At 65.0% G+C, this 18158-nt stretch carries 19 protein-coding genes; 3 read left to right on the top strand and 16 right to left on the bottom strand.

The genetic code is table 11. The features are described 5' to 3' along the window. Positions 1–634, top strand: a 634-nt coding sequence (locus QTI66_RS23885; RefSeq protein ID WP_286562472.1) for a citryl-CoA lyase, incomplete at its 5' end; no start/stop codon positions are given. Positions 635–879: 245 nt separating this feature from the next. Here the strand turns inward: QTI66_RS23885 and QTI66_RS23880 are convergent. Next, positions 880–1347 carry a nuclear transport factor 2 family protein gene (locus tag QTI66_RS23880; protein ID WP_286562471.1) on the bottom strand — a complete coding sequence of 156 codons (468 nt, stop codon included), beginning with the start codon at positions 1345–1347 and terminating at the stop codon, positions 880–882. A gap of 130 nt (positions 1348–1477) precedes the next feature. On the opposite strand from QTI66_RS23880, the gene QTI66_RS23875 reads away from it, so the two are divergent. Next, positions 1478–3364 carry a winged helix-turn-helix domain-containing protein gene (locus QTI66_RS23875; protein WP_286562470.1) on the top strand — a complete coding sequence of 629 codons (1887 nt, stop codon included), beginning with the start codon at positions 1478–1480 and terminating at the stop codon, positions 3362–3364. Between the two features lie 68 nt (positions 3365–3432). On the opposite strand, the gene nadA is transcribed toward QTI66_RS23875, so the two are convergent. The 6 genes from nadA to QTI66_RS23845 all read right to left on the bottom strand — a co-directional run bounded on the left by nadA (position 3433) and on the right by QTI66_RS23845 (position 9555). After that, positions 3433–4560 carry a quinolinate synthase NadA gene (nadA, locus tag QTI66_RS23870; protein ID WP_286562469.1) on the bottom strand — a complete coding sequence of 376 codons (1128 nt, stop codon included), beginning with the start codon at positions 4558–4560 and terminating at the stop codon, positions 3433–3435. A 1-nt stretch (position 4561) separates the two neighbouring features. After that, positions 4562–5437 (bottom strand): carboxylating nicotinate-nucleotide diphosphorylase, encoded by an 876-nt coding sequence (gene nadC, locus QTI66_RS23865; protein ID WP_286562468.1) that lies wholly within the window; start codon positions 5435–5437, stop codon positions 4562–4564. Between the two features lie 146 nt (positions 5438–5583). After that, a complete protein-coding gene (locus QTI66_RS23860; RefSeq protein WP_286562467.1) occupies positions 5584–6810 on the bottom strand; it encodes a Glu/Leu/Phe/Val dehydrogenase dimerization domain-containing protein in 1227 nt (408 codons plus the stop codon). Positions 6811–6831: 21 nt separating this feature from the next. Beyond that, positions 6832–7626, bottom strand: coding sequence for an ABC transporter ATP-binding protein (locus tag QTI66_RS23855; protein ID WP_286562465.1), 795 nt, complete (start codon positions 7624–7626; stop codon positions 6832–6834). After that, on the bottom strand, positions 7626–8558 hold the full coding sequence (locus tag QTI66_RS23850) for an ABC transporter permease (RefSeq protein WP_286562464.1): 933 nt from the start codon (positions 8556–8558) through the stop codon (positions 7626–7628). Before QTI66_RS23850 ends, QTI66_RS23855 begins: the two co-directional genes overlap by 1 nt. Before the next feature lie 22 nt (positions 8559–8580). Further along, positions 8581–9555 (bottom strand): ABC transporter substrate-binding protein, encoded by a 975-nt coding sequence (locus QTI66_RS23845; RefSeq protein ID WP_286562462.1) that lies wholly within the window; start codon positions 9553–9555, stop codon positions 8581–8583. A 202-nt stretch (positions 9556–9757) separates the two neighbouring features. Between QTI66_RS23845 and QTI66_RS23840 the strand changes: the two genes are divergently transcribed. Next, positions 9758–10234 (top strand): Lrp/AsnC family transcriptional regulator, encoded by a 477-nt coding sequence (locus tag QTI66_RS23840; RefSeq protein WP_286562460.1) that lies wholly within the window; start codon positions 9758–9760, stop codon positions 10232–10234. Positions 10235–10288: 54 nt separating this feature from the next. Here the strand turns inward: QTI66_RS23840 and QTI66_RS23835 are convergent, their stop codons facing one another. From QTI66_RS23835 to QTI66_RS23795, 9 genes are all read right to left on the bottom strand, one after another. Then, positions 10289–10423: a hypothetical protein gene (locus QTI66_RS23835; RefSeq protein WP_286562459.1), complete on the bottom strand. Its 135-nt coding sequence runs from the start codon at positions 10421–10423 to the stop codon at positions 10289–10291. Then, entirely contained in the window at positions 10423–11796 is a 1374-nt protein-coding gene (locus tag QTI66_RS23830) for an MFS transporter (RefSeq protein WP_286562458.1), read from the bottom strand. The genes QTI66_RS23835 and QTI66_RS23830 overlap by 1 nt, the downstream gene beginning before the upstream one ends. Before the next feature lie 33 nt (positions 11797–11829). Continuing rightward, positions 11830–12618 carry a benzoate diol dehydrogenase BenD gene (benD, locus tag QTI66_RS23825; RefSeq protein ID WP_286562457.1) on the bottom strand — a complete coding sequence of 263 codons (789 nt, stop codon included), beginning with the start codon at positions 12616–12618 and terminating at the stop codon, positions 11830–11832. Next, a complete protein-coding gene (benC, locus tag QTI66_RS23820) occupies positions 12615–13631 on the bottom strand; it encodes a benzoate 1,2-dioxygenase electron transfer component BenC (RefSeq protein WP_286562456.1) in 1017 nt (338 codons plus the stop codon). The genes benD and benC overlap by 4 nt, the downstream gene beginning before the upstream one ends. Before the next feature lie 24 nt (positions 13632–13655). Continuing rightward, positions 13656–14141 carry a benzoate 1,2-dioxygenase small subunit gene (benB, locus tag QTI66_RS23815; protein ID WP_286562455.1) on the bottom strand — a complete coding sequence of 162 codons (486 nt, stop codon included), beginning with the start codon at positions 14139–14141 and terminating at the stop codon, positions 13656–13658. Further along, entirely contained in the window at positions 14141–15514 is a 1374-nt protein-coding gene (benA, locus tag QTI66_RS23810; protein WP_286562454.1) for a benzoate 1,2-dioxygenase large subunit, read from the bottom strand. The genes benB and benA overlap by 1 nt, the downstream gene beginning before the upstream one ends. Positions 15515–15662: 148 nt before the next feature. Continuing rightward, positions 15663–16583, bottom strand: a complete 921-nt coding sequence (locus QTI66_RS23805; protein ID WP_286562452.1) for a dioxygenase family protein — start codon at positions 16581–16583, stop codon at positions 15663–15665. 53 nt (positions 16584–16636) lie between these two features. Then, on the bottom strand, positions 16637–16927 hold the full coding sequence (catC, locus tag QTI66_RS23800) for a muconolactone Delta-isomerase (protein ID WP_286562450.1): 291 nt from the start codon (positions 16925–16927) through the stop codon (positions 16637–16639). Positions 16928–16938: 11 nt separating this feature from the next. Continuing rightward, a complete protein-coding gene (locus QTI66_RS23795) occupies positions 16939–18093 on the bottom strand; it encodes a muconate/chloromuconate family cycloisomerase (protein WP_286562449.1) in 1155 nt (384 codons plus the stop codon). Positions 18094–18158 lie beyond the last annotated feature (65 nt).

Below are 18158 nucleotides of genomic sequence, written 5' to 3'. Positions count from 1 at the left end.
GGTCTCCGCAGTGGACCACGGCCCGCAGGCGCCGAGCATCGCCATCGCCCGCATGGCGGCCACCTGCGGCGTCGGCCTCAACAATGCGATGGCCTCGGCCCTCAACGTGCTCGGCGACATCCATGGCGGCGCGGGCGAGCAGGCGGTCGAGATGTACCAGAACATCGCGGCGCGCATCGACGCCGGCGAGGTATTTGCCACCGCAGTGCGTGCGGGCCTGGACGATGCGATCGCCTTGCACGGGAAGTTCGTCTCGGGTTTTGGCCACCGCTTTCATCCAGTCGATCCTCGCGCACCGCGGCTGCTGGAACTGGTCGACCAAGCCGCTCAGGCGGGTCACGTCGGCGGGCGCTTCGCGTTGATTGCGCGAGGCGTTGAAGACGAGTTGGCGGCGCGGAAGAACGGCAAGCGCATCCCCATGAACATCGACGGGGCCACGGCTGTGATCTACGCCGAACTGGGATTCCCCGCGCCATTGGCCCGCGGCCTCTTCTGCCTGTCGCGCTCGGTCGGCATCCTGGCCCATGCGTGGGAACAGACGCAACAGGGCGGGCGCAACAAAGGGCCGATTCCACGCGAGTACATCTGGCGCTACGACGGCGAACCGCAAAGGTCGGTTCCAGGCGCGGCTTAGTCGCGTCGCACCAGATATGGACCGGCACGGAACGGAAGGCAGAGATGCAGGTTTCAGGCAAGACGCTCACCTGGAAGTCGCCGCCGCACAAGCTCCTGGATGGGAAGGACGCGACGTCGGTCATCACCCTTGAGCGGATGGAGCAGGAGACTGCATCCGCCCGACCCGACCAGGACAGGGCGATGAGCGCCCATTGGGTTGCTGCTCCTTCCCGATCGCAGGCGCAGCACCCTTCAACGATCGAGTCAAGGCGCCGGCGCTGCGATCGGAAAGATGGACAACACGCGCCATGCGCCCCCCGATTTCACAAGCACCTGGTTCAGGAAGAGTCGGGTTGACTGCGGTGCCTGCCCGGCCGGACCGGTCGTGAACTGGACCGGCACATGGACCTCGGCGACGTCGTTGCCGATCGGCACGACGCGAAGCCCGCCGTACTCCGGGTCCAGCCGCCAGGTGCCCGCATAGAGCTTTGCGAACTGCTGCAACGCTGCGTCTCGCCCCCAGATGACCGTTCCGCGTGTGATCCACAAGAATCCGGGCGAGTCGGCGAGCAAGCCTTCCAGCGCTTTGACATCGTGCTCGTTCTGCACTTGCACGAATCGCTCGAAGCTCGCCCTCACCTCGTCTTCTGCGGCAGCCTGGGCTGCGCCGCCGTAACAAATGGCCGCGGCGACAAGCAACGCGATCGAACAGGGTCTGGGCAGGATGTTCATGAACAACTCCTTTGGATCGTCAGGCCCCGGCAGATGCCGGTGCTACGATGGTTCGCGTTTCGCTCGCGCCAGTCCCTGCACAAGGGCTGGATTTCTCCTGCAAAAGCCCTGAGGCACGGGGACAGGCGACATGAAGGGTCACGAAGAGTCGATCTTTCGATGCGGCAACATCCTGCTGGTGCCCAGCGAACGCCTGCTCCTGCAAGGCGGCCAGGCGGTCGAGATCACCGGCAAGGCCTTCGACATCCTGGCGGCGCTGATGCGCGATCCGGGGCACCTCGTCAGCAAGGATCAACTGCTCCAGCAGGTCTGGCCGGGGTTGGTCGTCGAAGAAGTCAACCTCAGCGTGAACGTATCGGCGATCCGCAAGGTGCTGGCGCGATCGACCGGTGGCGCCGGCTGGATCGAAACGGTTGCGCGCCAGGGCTACCGTTTCGTCGGCCCCGTCGAGTTCGAAGACATCGCGACCTTGAACCTCGCGCAATTGCGCGGTGGTGTGAGCGCAGGCCCACCCGTGACTGCGGCGCCTGCGCCAGTGGCAACGGGGTCGTCGCGTCGGACACTCGCCTGGGTGCTTGCGGGTGCGCTGGGAGTGCTGGTGGCCGCCTTCATCGCCTGGCAGGCGGCTGGACGATCCGCCCCCTACGATTCGGTCGCGCTGTTGCCCTTCTCCGTCGATGTACCCGCAAGCGCATACCTCGCCGATGGGATCTCGGACAGCCTGATCGACAGGCTGACGCTGGTTCGCGAGCTCCGCGTCACGCCACGCGCCTCCACCCTGGGCTTCAAGGGGAGGCTCATCGATGCAAGGGATGCCGGGCGCAGGCTGAATGCGGCAACCGTCGTCACTGGAACGCTGGAGGAGCGCGGGAAAGACCTGAAACTCAAGCTCGAGTTGTTCGATGTCGCGCGCCAGCACAGCGTCTGGAAGTCGACCTACGAAATTCCGGCCACCGACCTCCCGAATCTGCCGGCTCGCCTCGCCGCAGACCTGCTCCGCGAACTGCGCGTACATCCTGCCGACGCGCAGATCAACGCCCTGGGCAACAGGCCCACCACCAATGACGCGGCGTACCGCGCCTATCTGCAGGGCCGCTTCCTGTGGAACGAACGCAGCGAAGACGGCCTTCAACGCGCCATCGGACACTTCCACCGCGCGATCGAACTCGACGCGGACTTCGCGCTCGCGTACGCCGCACTGGCCGATGCGCACACCGCGCTGGGATACCTGAGCTACGTGGCGCCCGTGGGCACCTTTCCCGTCGCCCGCCCCTATGCCCTGAAGGCGCTTGAACTCGACCCTTCGCTGGCGCAGGCGCACGCGTCGCTGGCCTACATCAAGTTCTACTTCGACTGGGACTGGGCGGGAGCTCGCGAGGAATTCACCCGGGCCATTGCCCTGAACCCTGCAGATCCGCTTGCACACCAGTGGCATGCGGTGTACCTGCTGGCGACAGGCGACCCCGACGCAGCCTCTCGCGAGATCGGCATCGCGCAGCGCCTCGATCCGCTGTCGCTCGCCATCAACACCGACATTGGATTCCACCATTACTACAACGGCCGCGAGGCCCAGGCGATTGCGCAATTGCAATCAGTGCTCGGCATGAAAGGCGATTTCCTGCCGGCGCATCTCTGGATGGCGCGCGCCCTTGTCGAGTCGGCCCGCTATGAAGAGGCGCTTGCGGAGACCGCCAGCGCCGAACGCGTGGCACGCGAGTGGCCTGTGCTGGTTGCTGCCCGCGGCTACACCTTCGGCGTGGCAGGACGCAGGGATGAAGCGCGATCCGTGCTGCTGGAGATGCAGGCCCTGTCAACGCATCGCTTCGTCACCGCCTACGGAGTGGCGCTCGTGCATGCGGGACTCGGCCAGAAAGATGAAGCTTTCGCATGGCTCGACAAGGCGTTCGAGGAACGCTCCAACTGGCTCGTCTGGTTGCGGCTGGACCCGCGCTGGAAAACGCTTCGCGACGACCCCAGGTTCACGGCCTTCGTCGAACGGCTGAAGTTTCCAGCTTGACCTGCGCGGAGTGCGTTGCTCATTCGTTGATTTAGATCCGCGGGCTCGATCACAGCGGCCGCGCGCAATCAGGCTGCACCGATGCCCGCGACGAGGCTGCCCGGCGCCTGGCCGTTCCTGAGCCCCGCCGTGAACGCCAGCATGCGGTCGATCGGCACGCGTGCGCGCAAGCCCAGTGCAGGATCGACATGGATTTCGCCGGCACCCGTTTCGAGCACGCGTGCCAGATCGGCCAGCCCGTTCATCGCCATCCACGGACAGTGCGCGCAGCTCTTGCACGTGGCGCTGTTGCCCGACGTGGGTGCCTCGATAAAGGTCTTGCCGGGGTTGAGCGTACGCAGCTTGTGCAGCATGCCGCTGTCGGTCGCGACGATGAACTCGGTCGCGTCCATGCGCTGCGCGGCGTTCAGGATGGCGGAGGTCGAGCCCACCGCATCCGCCAGCGCAATCACATCGGCCGGCGATTCCGGATGCACGAGCACACGGGCCTTCGGATGGTCCTTCATGAGCAGTTCGAGTTCGATCGCCTTGAACTCGTCATGCACGATGCACGCGCCTTGCCAGCTCACCATGTCGGCGCTGGTCTCGCGGCGGATGTAGTCGCCCAGGTGCCGGTCGGGCGCCCACAGGATCTTCTGGCCGTTGGCGTGCAAGGCGCGCACCACATCGAGCGCACAGCTCGACGTGACGAGCCAGTCGGCGCGCGCCTTCACGGCGGCGCTGGTGTTGGCGTAGACCACCACCGTGCGGTCCGGGTGCTGGTCGCAAAAGGCGCTGAAGGCATCGGCTGGGCAGCCCAGGTCGAGCGAGCAGGTCGCGTCCAGGTCGGGCATGAGCACGCGCTTTTCAGGCGACAGGATCTTGGCCGTCTCGCCCATGAAGCGAACGCCCGACACCACCAGCGTCTGCGCCGCATGGTCGCGCCCGAAGCGCGCCATTTCGAGCGAATCGCTGACCAGGCCACCCGTTTCTTCGGCCAGGTCCTGCAGGTCAGGGTGCACGTAGTAGTGCGACACCATCACCGCGTTGCGCTCGCGCAGCAGGCGGCGGATGCGGTCCTTCAGGGCCGTGCGTTCGGCCGGCGTCGGCTCGGCCGGCACGCGTGCCCAGGCGTGGCGGGTGTCGCAGGCGGCGCCATCGCCCTTGATGAAGGCGACGGGCTGTTCGTAGTCGACGTCGATGACTGCGGATTCCATCTCAGTCCTCCAGGAAGCGCATCGAGAAATCGACCGCCTTCACGTCCTTGGTGAGCGCGCCGACGGAGATGCGGTCCACGCCCGTTTCAGCCAGGGCGCGAATGCTGTCCAGGGTCACGCCGCCGGAGATCTCCAGCACGGCGCGTGCGTCGCCGGCCGCGTCGTTGCGGCGCACGGCCTCGCGCAAGGTCGGCAGGTCCATGTTGTCGAGCAGGACCATGCGGGCGCCGTGGGCCAGCGCCTCGTCGAGTTGCGCCAGCGTCTCGACTTCGATCTCGACGAACTTCGCCTGCGATGCCACTTCGCTCGCGGCCCGCAGTGCGGCAGCGACACCGCCAGCCGCCGCGATATGGTTTTCCTTGATGAGGATGGCGTCGTACAGGCCGATGCGGTGGTTGGTGCCGCCGCCCGTGCGCACCGCGTATTTCTGCGCGAGCCGAAGGCCCGGCAGCGTCTTGCGCGTGTCGACGATCTGCGCGCGCGTGCCGCGAACCGCATCGACGTAGGTGGCGGTGCGTGTCGCCACCGCACTGAGCATCTGGAGGAAATTGAGCGCCGTGCGCTCGGCGGTGAGCAGGCTGCGCGCATCGCCCACGATCTCGAGCACGGCCTGGTCGAGGGCGCAGCGCGCGCCTTCGCCGCAGTGCCACGTCACACTCGCACGCGGATCGAGTTGTGCCACGACGGCTTCGACCCACGGTGCCCCGCACAGCACGGCGGCCTCGCGCACGATGACGCGGGCCCTGGCTTTTCGCGCGGCGGGCACCAGGGCGGCGGTCAGGTCGCCGTCGCCGGCGTCTTCTTCAAGGGCACGGCGCACATCGGCACGCGCCAGTTCGGCCACGCTGGCCGCGGAAAAATCGAAAAAGCTTTTCATGAGGATGCTGCTGCTGCGCCGCGCGGAAAGGGTGCGCCCAAAAAGTCACGAAGATTGACATTTTGACCGCACCTGAAAGGCCGGGTTTCGGATTGGTTACATCCGGCCCCGCGCCCCCGCGGAACCCGGCGCGCCGCAGCAGTGCCTCAGACCAGCTGCGTCAGCGCATTCTCGAACGCAGTCTTCGCGATGGCGGTGCGGGCGCTGGAGCGCGCATGGCAGCGTTCGAGCGCGCTGGCGACGGTCCTGGACACGTCGCCGAAGATCGCCTCGTCGGAGATCTCCGCGCTGCCTTCCATCAAGAAAGCGAACGCACGCGCCATGCCGCAGTTGGCGATGAAGTCGGGGATCACCGCCACGCGCGCGTCGGCGTGTTCATAGATCGGGCCGTAGAAGATTTCCTTGTCGGCAAAGGGCACGTTGGCGCCGCTGGAGACCACTTCGAGTCCACCGTCGATGAGCTGCTCAACTTGTTCTTGCGTGACCAGGCGCGAACCGGCACACGGAAGGAACACGTCGGCGCCCACGCTCCACACCAAACGGTTGATGTCGTCGAAAGACAGCATGCCCTTCGCTGAAAGCTGGTTGCCGTTCTTGTTCAGGAACAGCGTGCGGATCTCTTCGAAACTGAAGCCCTCGCGATTCAGCAGGCCGCCCTGGCGGTCGATGATGCCCACCACTTTCGCGCCGGCCTGCGCCAGGTAGTACGCCGCTGCGGCGCCCACGTTGCCCCAGCCCTGCACGACCACGCGCTTGCCGGTGACTTCGCCGCCATACAGGCCGTAGTAGTGCAGCACCGACTCGGCCACGCCCCATCCGGTGATGAGGTCGGCCACGAGGTATTTTTTGGCGCCCACCGGCGTGAAGCGGCCGTCTTCGACCACCTTGGCCACGCCCATGCGCAACTGGCCCACCTTCTGGATGCGCTCGCTGTCGCTCGGCTGGAAGTGGCCGTTGACCACGCCCTCCTGCGGATGCCACAGGCCATAGCTTTCGGTGATCGGGATCACCTCGTGCACTTCGTCCACGTTCAGGTCGCCGCCCGTGCCGTAGTAGCTCTTGAGCAGCGGCGTCACGGCCTTGTACCAGCGTTGCAGCACGCCGGCCTTGCGCGGATCGGCCGGGTCGAAGTCGATGCCCGACTTGGCACCGCCGATGGCCGGACCCGAGACGCTGAACTTGACTTCCATGGTCTTGGCCAGCGATTCGACCTCGCGACGGTCCAGGCCCGGGCGCATGCGCGTGCCGCCACCGGCCGCGCCACCGCGCAGCGAGTTGATGACCACCCAGCCCTTGGCTGGCGTCTCGGCGTCGTGCCACTCGAACACGATTTCCGGGGCCTTGTTTTCGAAGCGATTCAGGAGTTCTCTCATTTCAATCTTTCGGTGTTGGGTTCAGGCCAGCAGCAATTTGTCGTCGTCAAGCTTTTCGCCGCGGGTCTTCTCGAACATGTGGAGCAGGTCGGGCACGTCCATGCCGGCGCGCTCTTCGCCTTCGACGTCGAGGATCACGCGGCCTTCATGCAGCATCACGGTGCGCGTGCCGTAGTCCAGCGCCTGGCGCATGCTGTGCGTGACCATCATGGCCGTCAGCTTGCTGCCTTCGACGATCTTGGCGGTGAGTTCGAGCACGAAGGCCGCCGTCTTGGGATCGAGTGCCGCCGTGTGCTCATCGAGCAGCAGGATGCGCGAAGGCTGCAGCGATGCCATCAGCAGGCTGACGGCTTGGCGCTGTCCGCCGGACAGCAAGCCCATGCGGTCGGCCAGCCGGTTTTCCAGCCCAAGGTTGAGCATGCTGAGCTTCTCGCGGAAGAACTCGCGCAGGCTGCGCTTGACCGCGAATCCGAAGCTGCGACGCGCGCCGCGCTTGAAGGCCAGCGCCATGTTCTCTTCGATGGTCAGCGCTTCGCAGGTGCCGGCCATCGGGTCCTGGAAGACCCGTGCGACCAGATCCGAGCGTTGCCACGCCGAGCGGCGCGTGACGTCGGCCTCATCGATCTTGATGCTGCCGCGGTCGACCATCAGGTCGCCGCTGATGGCATTCAGGAAGGTCGATTTGCCAGCTCCGTTGGAGCCGATGACGGTGACGAACTGCCCCGTGGGAATCGTCAGGTTCAATCCACGCAGCACACGGTTTTCAATCGGCGTGCCGGGGTTGAAAGTGATCTCCAGACCTTTTGCGCGCAACATTATTTGGCCTCCTTGATGGCTGCTGCTGAAGGGGTGTTGCGCACGCCGGGAAAGAAGCCCGCGAGCTTGCGCCTGAAGTTGGGAACCAGAAGTGCAATGGCCACCAGCACCGCGGTCACCAGGTTCAGGTCCTGCGCCTGCAGGCCGATGAAGTCGCTGTTGAGTGCCAGCGCGATGAAGAAGCGGTAGAGCACCGCACCCAGCACGCAGGCCAGCGTCGTGATGACGAGGCTGCGGGCAGGGAGAATGGTCTCGCCGATGATCACCGCCGCCAGGCCCACGACGATGGTGCCGATGCCCATCGAGATGTCCGCGCCGCCTTGCGACTGCACGAACAGCGCACCGGCCAGCGCCACCAGCCCGTTGGAAATGGCCAAGCCCCACACCGTCAGCCGGTCTGTCGAGATGCCCTGGGCACGCGCCATGCGCGCATTGCCGCCCGTGGCACGCATCGCCAGGCCGATCTCCGATGCAAAGAACAGGTCGATCAGCAGCTTGACCACGGCCACGATGGCCAGCAGCACCAGCGGCTTGAGCACGTAGTCGGGCACGCCACCGGCGTCGAGCATCGTGAACACGGTCGGGTCGTTGATCAACGCGACGTTCGGCTTGCCCATGATGCGCAGGTTGACCGAATAGAGCGCGATCATCACGAGGATGCTGGCGAGCAACTGCATGATGCGCAGCTTGACGTTGAGCCACGCCGTGAGATAGCCCGAGAGCGCACCGGCCACGATGGCAGCGGCGGTGGCGGCAAAGGGATTCCATCCCGCGACGATCAGCGCCGCCGCAACGGCGCCGCCGAGCGGAAAGCTGCCGTCAACGGTCAGGTCCGGAAAGTTGATGATGCGAAACGAGAGGTAGACACCCAACGCGACCAGTCCGAATATCAGACCGATCTCGATGGCGCCAAGCGAGGCGATGAGCGACATGTGGGGATTCCTGCCGCGTTGCTTACTTGACCACGACCTGGGCCGACTTCACGAGTTCGTCCGACAGCGTCACGCCCTGCTTGAGCGCGGCCGCCGGGTTCACGTGCAGTTCGAAGGTGTTGCTGGTTTGCGAGGCGATGGTGCCGGGCTTCTGGCCCTTCAGGATGCTCACGACGATCTTGCCGGTCTGCTGGCCGATGTCGTAATAGTTCAGACCCAGCGCCGCGACGGCGCCTCGCTTGACGGCGTCGGTGTCGGCTGCGACCACCGGAATCTTCGCTTGCTGCGCAACCTTGACGATGCCTTCGAAGGCCGACATCACGTTGTTGTCCGTCGGCGCGTAGATCACGTCGACCTTGCCGACCAGGCTTTGCGCCGCGCTCGCCACGTCCACCGTGCGTGCGGCAGCGCCTTCAACCAGCGTCATGCCGGAGCCGTTCATCGCCTTCTTGAGCGAATCGACGATGGCCACCGAGTTGGCTTCACCCGGGCTGTAGATCACGCCGACGCGCTTGGCGTTGGGCACCACGCGCTTGATGAGTTCGAGGTGCTTGTCCAGCGGCGACAGGTCGGACACGCCCGTCACGTTCGTGCCCGAAGCGTCCCAGCTCTTGACCAGCTTGGCGGCGACCGGGTCGGTCACTGCGCTGTAGACGACCGGAATGTCCTTGCTGGCCGCGACCACGGCCTGCGCCGACGGCGTGGCGATGGCCACGATCACGTCCGGACGCTCGCCGACGTACTTGCGGGCGATCTGCGCGGCCGTGCCGTTGTTGCCCTGGGCGCTCTGGAATTCGTATTTCAGGTTCTTGCCCGGCTCGAAGCCGGCTGCCTTCAGTTCGTCGCGAACGCCGTCGCGCACCGCGTCGAGGGCCTTGTGTTCAACGATCGAGGTCACGGCGACGGACTTTTCGGCGGCATGGCTGGAAACGGTGACGCTGGCAGCGAGTGCGACGGCCAACAGGGACAGAGGGGTACGCAAGAAAGAAAATTTCACGTTGAGGTCCTGATGTGATTGGGAGCGGATGGCTCGAAGTCGAAAACGCCGCCCGAATGAGGAAGCTTGTGATTCCCGTCGCCGAACTGCTTTCGAGGAGGAGAAGTGTGAACTTTTGCACGAACAATCTGCTTTCATCCGGGGCCAGGAGGAACCCTCATGCATGAAATATGATTGCGCCGAAAAGTCACATTAGGAGACGATGTTGTACGACGTTGAATTCGACCGCATCGACCGCAAAATCCTGGCGTTTTTGCAGGAGCACGGACGCGCCTCCAACCTCGAATTGGCCGAGGCTGCGGGCCTCTCGCCGGCGCAATGCCACCGGCGGCACAAACGGCTGGAAGAAGCGGGTTTCATCGCCCGTTACGAAACGCGCCTGGCGGCCGGAAGGCTTGACCTGAACGTCGTCGCCTTCATTCACGTGGCAATGGAAAAGGGGCACATCCGCGAAATGTCGAAGTTCACCGACGTGGTGGTGGACTTGCCGGAAGTGCTGGAGTGCTACTCGATCACCGGCGACTACGACTTCGTCATCAAGGTGATCGCGAAGGATTTGAAAGCGCTGTCGCAGTTCCTGATCGACAAGCTGATGCGGCTGCCGGGGGTGGACGGCGTGCGCTCGAGCGTTTGCCTGGATGAGTTCAAGTGCACGAGTTCGTTGCCGTTGCCGGAGTGATCGGGGGCAACGCTGAAATAGACCTTGGTGCGTCGTGCATGCGCGGGGAGTGCTTCAGCGTTGTTCCCCGGGATGCGGCGTGCCGGCGTCGATCAGCGCACCGGATGCCGTCACGCCGCGATCGATCCGCCTTGCAATGGTTGCGAGCCAGTGCGTCAGGCGATGCGATGCGCGGCGCATGATGTTCATCACTTCGCGGAGATCGCCGTACGGATATGCGCAGGTGCGACGTCCGTGTTGTCTTCGACGCGCTGCGCCCCGCTCGAAAGCCCGTGCCGGATGCAAGCCACCGCCACCGCCGCAATCACCGCCGGAATCGCAATCGCCATGAAGTTCTGTTCGAGCGGAAGCGCCATGCCCACCAGCGAACCAATCGCAATCGGCGCAAGGATCGCCCCGCTGCGCCCCACACCCGATGCCCAGCCAATGCCCGTGGCACGTACCGCCAGCGGATAGAACTGCCCCACATAGGCATAGGTCACGATCTGCGTGCCGATGGTCGAGGCACCCGCCAGGCCAACCAGCAGGAACAGCGCGGCGGGCGGCACCTTGTATCCCAGCAACGTGATCGACACCGCCGCCAACGCATACATGCCCACCAGCACGTACTTGATGTGAAAGCGATCCGCCAGCCAGCCGCCGCCCACCGCACCGATCATCGCGCCGAAGTTCAGCACCAGCACGAAGGTCAGTGCCGAGCCCAGGCTGTAGCCAGCGCCCGCCATCAGCTTCGTGAGCCACGAACTGAGCGCGTACACCATGAACAGGCACATGAAAAAGGCGACCCAGAACATGATGGTGCTGAAGCCCCTGCCCTCCTGGAACAGCCGACCGATGGGCGCGCTGTGGGCCTTGTCTTCGCGCGGCAGCTCGAAGCGGTCTGCCGCGTCGGCGCGATAGCTGGGGTCGAGATGGGATGCGATGACTTTCAATTCGTCAATGCGCTGCGACTTGATCAGAAAGGGCATCGATTCCGGCATCGAGCGCAGGATGACGGGAATCAAGAGCACCGGCAGGCCCGCAGCCAGGAAGACGGACGACCATCCATAGGCTTCGATCAAGCCCTTCCCCAGCAGCGCGGCGAGCATGCCGCCGACGGCATAGCCGCTGAACATCAGCGTCACCATCGTGCTGCGGATCTTGCGCGGCGAATACTCGGTCATCTGCGCGACGACGTTCGGCATCACGCCGCCGATGCCCAGCCCCGCGAGGAAGCGCATCACGCTGAAAGTCACCGGTTCATGCGTCAGGCCCGCGGCCGCGGTGAACACGCTGAAGAGCCCAATGCAGATTGCGATCGCCCGTCGCCGGCCGATCTTGTCGGCAATGGTGCCCAGGAAGATGGCGCCGAACATCATGCCGAAGAGCGCCGAGCTCACCATGAAGCCCGCGTTGGTCGGGCTCACGCCCATCTCTTTCATGATCGACGGCAAGGCGATGCCGGCGACCGCAAGGTCGTAGCCGTCGAAGATGATGATGAGGGCACACCAGAAGAGCACCCCCGCGTGGAACCGGTTGAAGCGGGCTTCGTCTGACAGCTTGTGCAGGTCGATGTGGCGCATGTTTGTCTCTCGTGGGTTGGATGAACGAAGGAATCAGCCGAGGTCACCGCCACCAACAGGAACGACAGTCCCGGTGATGTAGGACGACTCGTCGGAGGCCAGGAACAGGATCGGCGCGACCTGCTCGTCGATGGTTCCGTAGCGATGCATGAGGCTGGAAGCGACCGTCTGGTCGATGACGCCCTGGTACCACTGCGCGTCTTGCGCACTTGTCGTGGACTGCGACTGGTTGCGTGGGATCCGACGCGGTGGCGCATCGGTGCCGCCCGGCGCGGTGGCGTTGATGCGGATGCCGTTGTGCGTGTGCTCCATCGCCAGCGAGGCGGTCAGTGCATTCACCCCGCCCTTGGCCGCCGAATAGGGCACGCGATGCACGCCCCGCGTGGCCACCGACGACACATTGACGATGACGCCGTGCTGCTTCTCCACCATGAAAGGCAGCACCGCGCGGCAAGACCACAGCGTCGGGAACAGCGAGCGCCGGATCTCCGCTTCGATCTGCGCCTCTTCATAGTGCTCATAGGGCTTGGCCCAGATCGTGCCGCCGACGTTGTTGATCAACACGTCGACGCGCTGGAACACGGAAAGGCATTGCGCGACCATGGCCTGCGCGCCGGCAAAAGTTTCCAGGTCGGCCTGGAAGGCAGCAGCCGTTCCGCCGCCCGCCTCGATTTCCGCCACGACTTCGCTGACGATGTCGGCGCGGTCCACGGCCAGCACGGCCCCGCCTTCGGCTGCCACCCGCAACGCGACACCGCGCCCGATGCCCTGCGCCGCCCCCGTCACGATGACGACCTTGTTGTTGAAGCGACCGGGGCTCATGCTGCCACCGCTTCGTTGGCCGACGAGAACTTCTCGAAGTGGAAGCTCTTGGGCGTAACGCCCACGCCGGACATCCACTTGCGAACGCCCTCCACCATCGGCGGCGGGCCGCACACGTACACGTCGACATTGCCGTCGTGCAGGTCGTCGCCCGAGAGATGATTGGTCACGTAGCCTTGCTTCGGATGGCCACTCTCCTGGTCGACCACGCAAGTGAAGAACTCGAAGTCCGGCAGGGTGGATTTCAGTTCGTGCAGCGTCTCCAGTTCGACCAGGTCGTCGTTGGTGTTCACCCCGTAGGCCAGGCGAATCGGATGGTCCGTCGGGTTGTCCTTGAGCCACTGCAGCATCGACAGGAAGGGCGCGAGTCCCGTGCCGCCGGCCAGCATCAGGATCGGGCGCACGGCCGGCCGCAGGTAGAAGCTGCCGTACGGCCCGGTGAACATCATGAAGTCCTCGGGCTGCGCCTGCTTGCGCATGTAGGTGCTCATCAGGCCGTCGGGCACGTCGCGGATCAGGAAGGCCAACTCCGATGTGTTCGGCGCGGAGCTGAAGGAGTACGAGCGCGTCTCCTTGCTGCCCGGCACCATCAGGTTGACGTACTGCCCCGGCAGGAAAGCCAGCGGCCTTTCGGCTTGCAGCGCGAATGAAACCGTCGTCGCCGAATCACGCTCGATCTTCGTGAGCTTGCCCGCATGCGCGCCCACTTCCGTCTTGCACGCGGCCGACGAAGCCGGCACGCGCACCACGCAATCCGAGGTCGGCTTCATCTGGCAGGTCAGCACGTAGCCGTTGGCGGCTTCGTCATCGGCGAGCGCATCCTCGATGTAGTCGCCCATCGTGAAGGACCCGCTTTCGCAGTGGCACTTGCAGGTGCCGCAGGCGCCGTCGCGGCAGTCCAGCGGGATGTTGATCTTGGCGCGGTAGGCCGCGTCGGCGACCAGTTCGTTGGGCTCGCACGGGATGATGCGCGAGACGCCGTCTTCGAACTGCAAGGCGATGTTGTACGTCATGGTGTTGTCTCCTTGTCCCTGAAATCAGATGTGATAGATGTCGAGCAGGTGGTGGATGTAGTCGTTCTTCAGCACGACGTACTTGCGCTTGATCAGCGGCCTCTCGCCACTCGTGTCCAGCGTGTACTGCGAGCTGCCGAAGTACACGTCCACGATGTCGTAGCGAAAGCTGTGCGTGGTCCAGTTGAAGGACACGACGCATTGCTTGTCGTCCTGCGACAGCACCTCCAGGTTGTTGATCGCATGGCCGGTGCGCGTGTCGGGCATCGTGGCGCTGGAGCGCTCGGTCTGGATGCGGAACACGCGGTCTTCCAGGCCCTGCTTGTCGGGGTAGTAGATGAGCGAGACCTCGTTCTGCGGGTCCGTGGTCAGCTTGTCGTCGTCGTCCCACGATGGCATGAAGAACTCGGCGTCGTCCGCGTAGTGGGCGAGCCAGTCGGCCCAGCGATGCTCGTCGAGTGCGCGCGCCTCCGAAAACACGAAGGACTGGATGGCCTGGTAGGAAATCATCACAGCGCTCCTTCCGACTCGGCGACCACGGCCTTCTTCATCGTGTCGAGCCAGTACTCGTGTTGGCCGATGTACAGGCCTTCGTCCTCCGTCTTCACGCAGCTCATGTCCGGCTTGAGGTCGATGAGGTCGGCCGTCGCGTCGGGCCCCTTGATCCAGTGCGTGGCACCGCGGCTCATGTCGTTCCACTTCACGGCCCGTGCGCCGTAGCCGTGCTGGCAGGAGCGGAACTCCTCCAGGTCGTCGGGCGTGGCCATGCCGGTGGCGTTGAAGAAGTCCTCGTACTGGCGCAGGCGCCGCGTGCGCGCTTCGGGCGCCTCACCCTTGGGCGCGATGCAGTAGATCGTCACTTCCGTCTTGTTGACCGAGATCGGCCGCACGATGCGGATCTGCGAGCTGAACTGGTCCATCAGGTAGACGTTGGGGTACAGGCAAAGGTTGCGCGACTTGCCCAGCATCCAGTCGGTCTTCGCTTCGCCGAACTTGTCGATCCACTCGTCGCGCTTCGAATACAGCGGGCGGTCTTCCGGGTTCGCCCAGTTGGTCCACAGCAGCAGGTGGCCGTGCTTGAAGGTGTAGGAGCCGCCGCCTTGCTGCGCCCACTTGCCGGCGTTCATGGCCTTGACGGTGTCGACCTTGCCGTCGACGCTGCGGCGGCTGGTGGTGGCCGCGTAGTTCCAGTGCACGGACGACACGTGGTAGCCGTCCGCGCCGTTCTCCGCGCCGAGCTTCCAGTTGCCGTCGAAGGTGTAGGTCGATGCGCCGCGCAGCACTTCCAGGCCTTCGGGCGACTGGTCGACGATCATGTCGATGATCTTGGCGGCCTCGCCCAGGTGCTCCTTCAGCGGCACGACGTCGGGGTTGACGCTGCCGAACAGGAAGCCGCGGTAGTTCTCGAACGCGCCGAGCTTCGCCAGGTCGTGGCTGCCTTCGCAATTGAAGCTGGGCGGGTAGCCGGCCTCGGCGCTGTTGTCCTTGACCTTGAGCAGCTTGCCCGCATTGTTGAAGGTCCAGCCGTGAAAGGGGCAGGTGAAGCTCGACTTGTTGCCCTTCTTATGCCTGCACAGGATCGCGCCGCGGTGCGTGCAGGTGTTGGCCAGCGCGTTGAGCTTGCCGTCCTTGCTGCGCGTGATGACCACCGGCTGGCGGCCCACGTACACGGTCAGGTAGTCGTTGACGTTGGCGATCTGGCTCTCATGCGCGAGGTAGACCCAGTTGCCTTCGAAGATGTGCTTCATCTCCAGATCGAACAACTGTTCGTCGGTGAACACCGAGCGGTCGAGACGGTACTTGTGCTCGACCGGATCGTCTTCGAGCAAGGCGTCGAGCTTCGCGAGGTTCGGCGTGGACTTGACGGGGTAGATGGGGATCATGTTGTGTCTCCGGAAAGGCTGCGGAATGGCGATTTGCTGAAAGGAGGTCGTCGCAAAGCCGAAGCACCCTGCTTCACCTGTCGACGATCGGTTTCGGGAGAGAGCTCCTGGCCGGGCTGTACGCCGGCGCAGGAGTGCCTGACTCAGTTCAGGCGAGTGCGCGCGCGACGCGGGCTTGCGGATCGGCTTCGCTTTCGTCCACGGCCGGCTGCATGACGAAGTCGAACGGCACGCGCGTGAACTGCGTCGTCACGCCAAGCGACTCGTAGCCCTTGGGCGGCGTGTTCCGCTCGAGCTTCAGGATCAACCCGTCACGCGTGGCAAAGGCAAAGTCGTCGTCGATGAAGCTGTCGCCCGGCACGTTGACTTGCGTCGTCAGCGTGCGCAGGCCCGGCGCGACCACCAGGAAGTGGATGTGCGCCGGACGATTGCCGTGGCGGCCGATGGCGCTGAACAGTTCCGAGGTCGGGCTGTTCGGCGGGATCGCGTAACCCGGCGGCAGGAAGCTGCGGAAGCGGTAGCGGCCTTGCGCATCGGTCTCGATCTTGCGGCGCAGCGCGTACTCGGCCTGGTCCGGGTCGAAGTGCGAGTAGCGGCCCAGTTCGTTGGCGTGCCACACGTCGACGATGGCACCGGCCACAGGCTTGCCGTTGACGTCGAGCACGCGGCCTTCCATCACCATCGTCTCGCCGCGCTGTTCGTCGCCCTCTTCGTCGACACGCGTTTCGTACTTGGACAACGGCGCGCCGGCGATGTAGAGCGGCCCTTCGATGGCGCGCGGCGTGCCGGCGTTGCGGCCGGCGCGTTCATCGGCTTCGTCCAGGCGGATGTCCAGCAGGCGGTCGAAGCCCAGGCCCGCCGTGATGAGCCCGGCCTGCCCGCTCGACGCCAGGCGCGAGAGCCAGTCGACACCGGCCCAGAACTCGTCGGGCTGGATGTCCAGTTCGTCGATGGCGCGGAACAGGTCGCCGACGATGCGCGCGGTGATCTTCTGCACGCGCGGATTGCCGTTGGGGCGATTGGCGAGCGTGACGCGTTCCAGCAGTTGGGTTTGGGTGAGTTCGTTCATGGCTTTGTCTTCCTTGGGATCGTGGGGTTGAAAAAAAGAGGCGAGGATGGGTATCAGCGGTCGTCGTCGCGGATGGACGAGCCGTGGCGGCACAAGGGCCGCACGACAATGTCCATGTAGGGAAACAGGGGCAGCGTCATCAGCGTGTCGTGCAACATTCCGTTGTCGGCCACGTCGAAGATGCTGACGTTGGCATAGCGGCCGGCGATGCGCCACAGGTGGCGCCACACGCCATCGCGTTGCAGGCCTTGGGCGATTTCCTTCTCGCGCGCCTTGAGCTGGTCGGCTAGCGCCGGCGTCATGTCGTGCGGCAGGTTGACGGTCATTTCAACGTGGAACAGCATGGTGGTGGTCCTCAGGCGGTGACGGCGACGGCCTGCGACGCGCGGTCGCGGCGATAGAAGGCGAGCTTGTCGGGATCCAGCTGCACGCCCAGCCCTGGCACTTGCGGCAGCTGCAGTTCGAAGTCGCGGTATTCGGGACGCTGCACGACGATGTCGTCCTTCAGCAGCAGCGGGCCGAACAGTTCGGTGCCCCAGGCCAGCGTCGGGCAGGCGGCAAACACATGCGCCGCGGCGATGCTGCCGACGCTGCCTTCGAGCAGCGTGCCGCCGTAGATGCCCATGCCGCCCGCATCGGCAACGGCGGCGGCGCGCAGGGTGGGCCACAGGCCGCCGGCCTGCGAGATCTTCAGCGCGTAGACATCCGCTGCGGCGTCCGCGGCAAGGTCAAATGCATCGATGGCGTCATGCACCGCTTCGTCGGCCATGATGGCCACGTCGAAGCGTGCGGCAAGGCGCTTGAGGGCGCGGCGATTGCGGCGCGCCACGGGTTGTTCGATCAGGCTGACGCCGATGGCTTCGAGCGCCGCGATGCCTTGCACGGCGGTGGTTTCATCCCACGCCTGGTTCACATCCACCGTCAGCATCACCTCATCGCCCAAGCCGCGGCGAATGGCTTGCACGTGGGCGATGTCTTCGGCCAGCGGGTGGCTGCCGATCTTGAGCTTGAAGACCTTGTGGCGACGGGCTTCGATCAGGGCGAGTGCTTCATCGACGTCGCGGGTGGCATCGCCGCTGGCAAGCGTCCACAGCACCGGCAGCGCGCTGCGCATTGCGCCGCCCAGCAGGGCGTGCACCGGCAGACCGAGGCGCTGACCCTGTGCGTCGAGCAAGGCGATCTCCACGGCCGACTTGGCAAAGGAGTTGCCCTGCACCGCCGCAGCGACGCGCTGCATCGCGGCATTGATGCGGGTGGCATCGGTGCCGGCGAGCAGCGGTGCGATGTAGTTGTCGATTGCGCTCTTGATGCTCTCGGGGCTCTGGTCGCCGTAGGCCAGGCCGCCGATGGTCGTGGTCTCGCCGATGCCGGTGAAGCCGTCGCTGCAGGCAAGGCGCACGATCACCAGCGTCTGGCGCATCATGGTCGTCATCGCCAGCTTGTGGGCGCGGATGGTCGGCAGGTCGACCAGGATGGCCTCGATGGAGTGGATGGTGGGGCTCGTGTTCATGGACTGAATGGTCCTCTTCACGCGCCTTGCGGTCCAATATCGATTGGGTCCGGCAAAATACCTTC

This window comes from Variovorax brevis (genome assembly GCF_030317105.1).
In the GTDB taxonomy this organism is placed as follows: Bacteria; Pseudomonadota; Gammaproteobacteria; order Burkholderiales; family Burkholderiaceae_C; genus Variovorax; species Variovorax brevis.
Note: the sequence above shows the minus strand (reverse complement) of the source record. Positions and strands in the feature narration are given on the sequence as shown.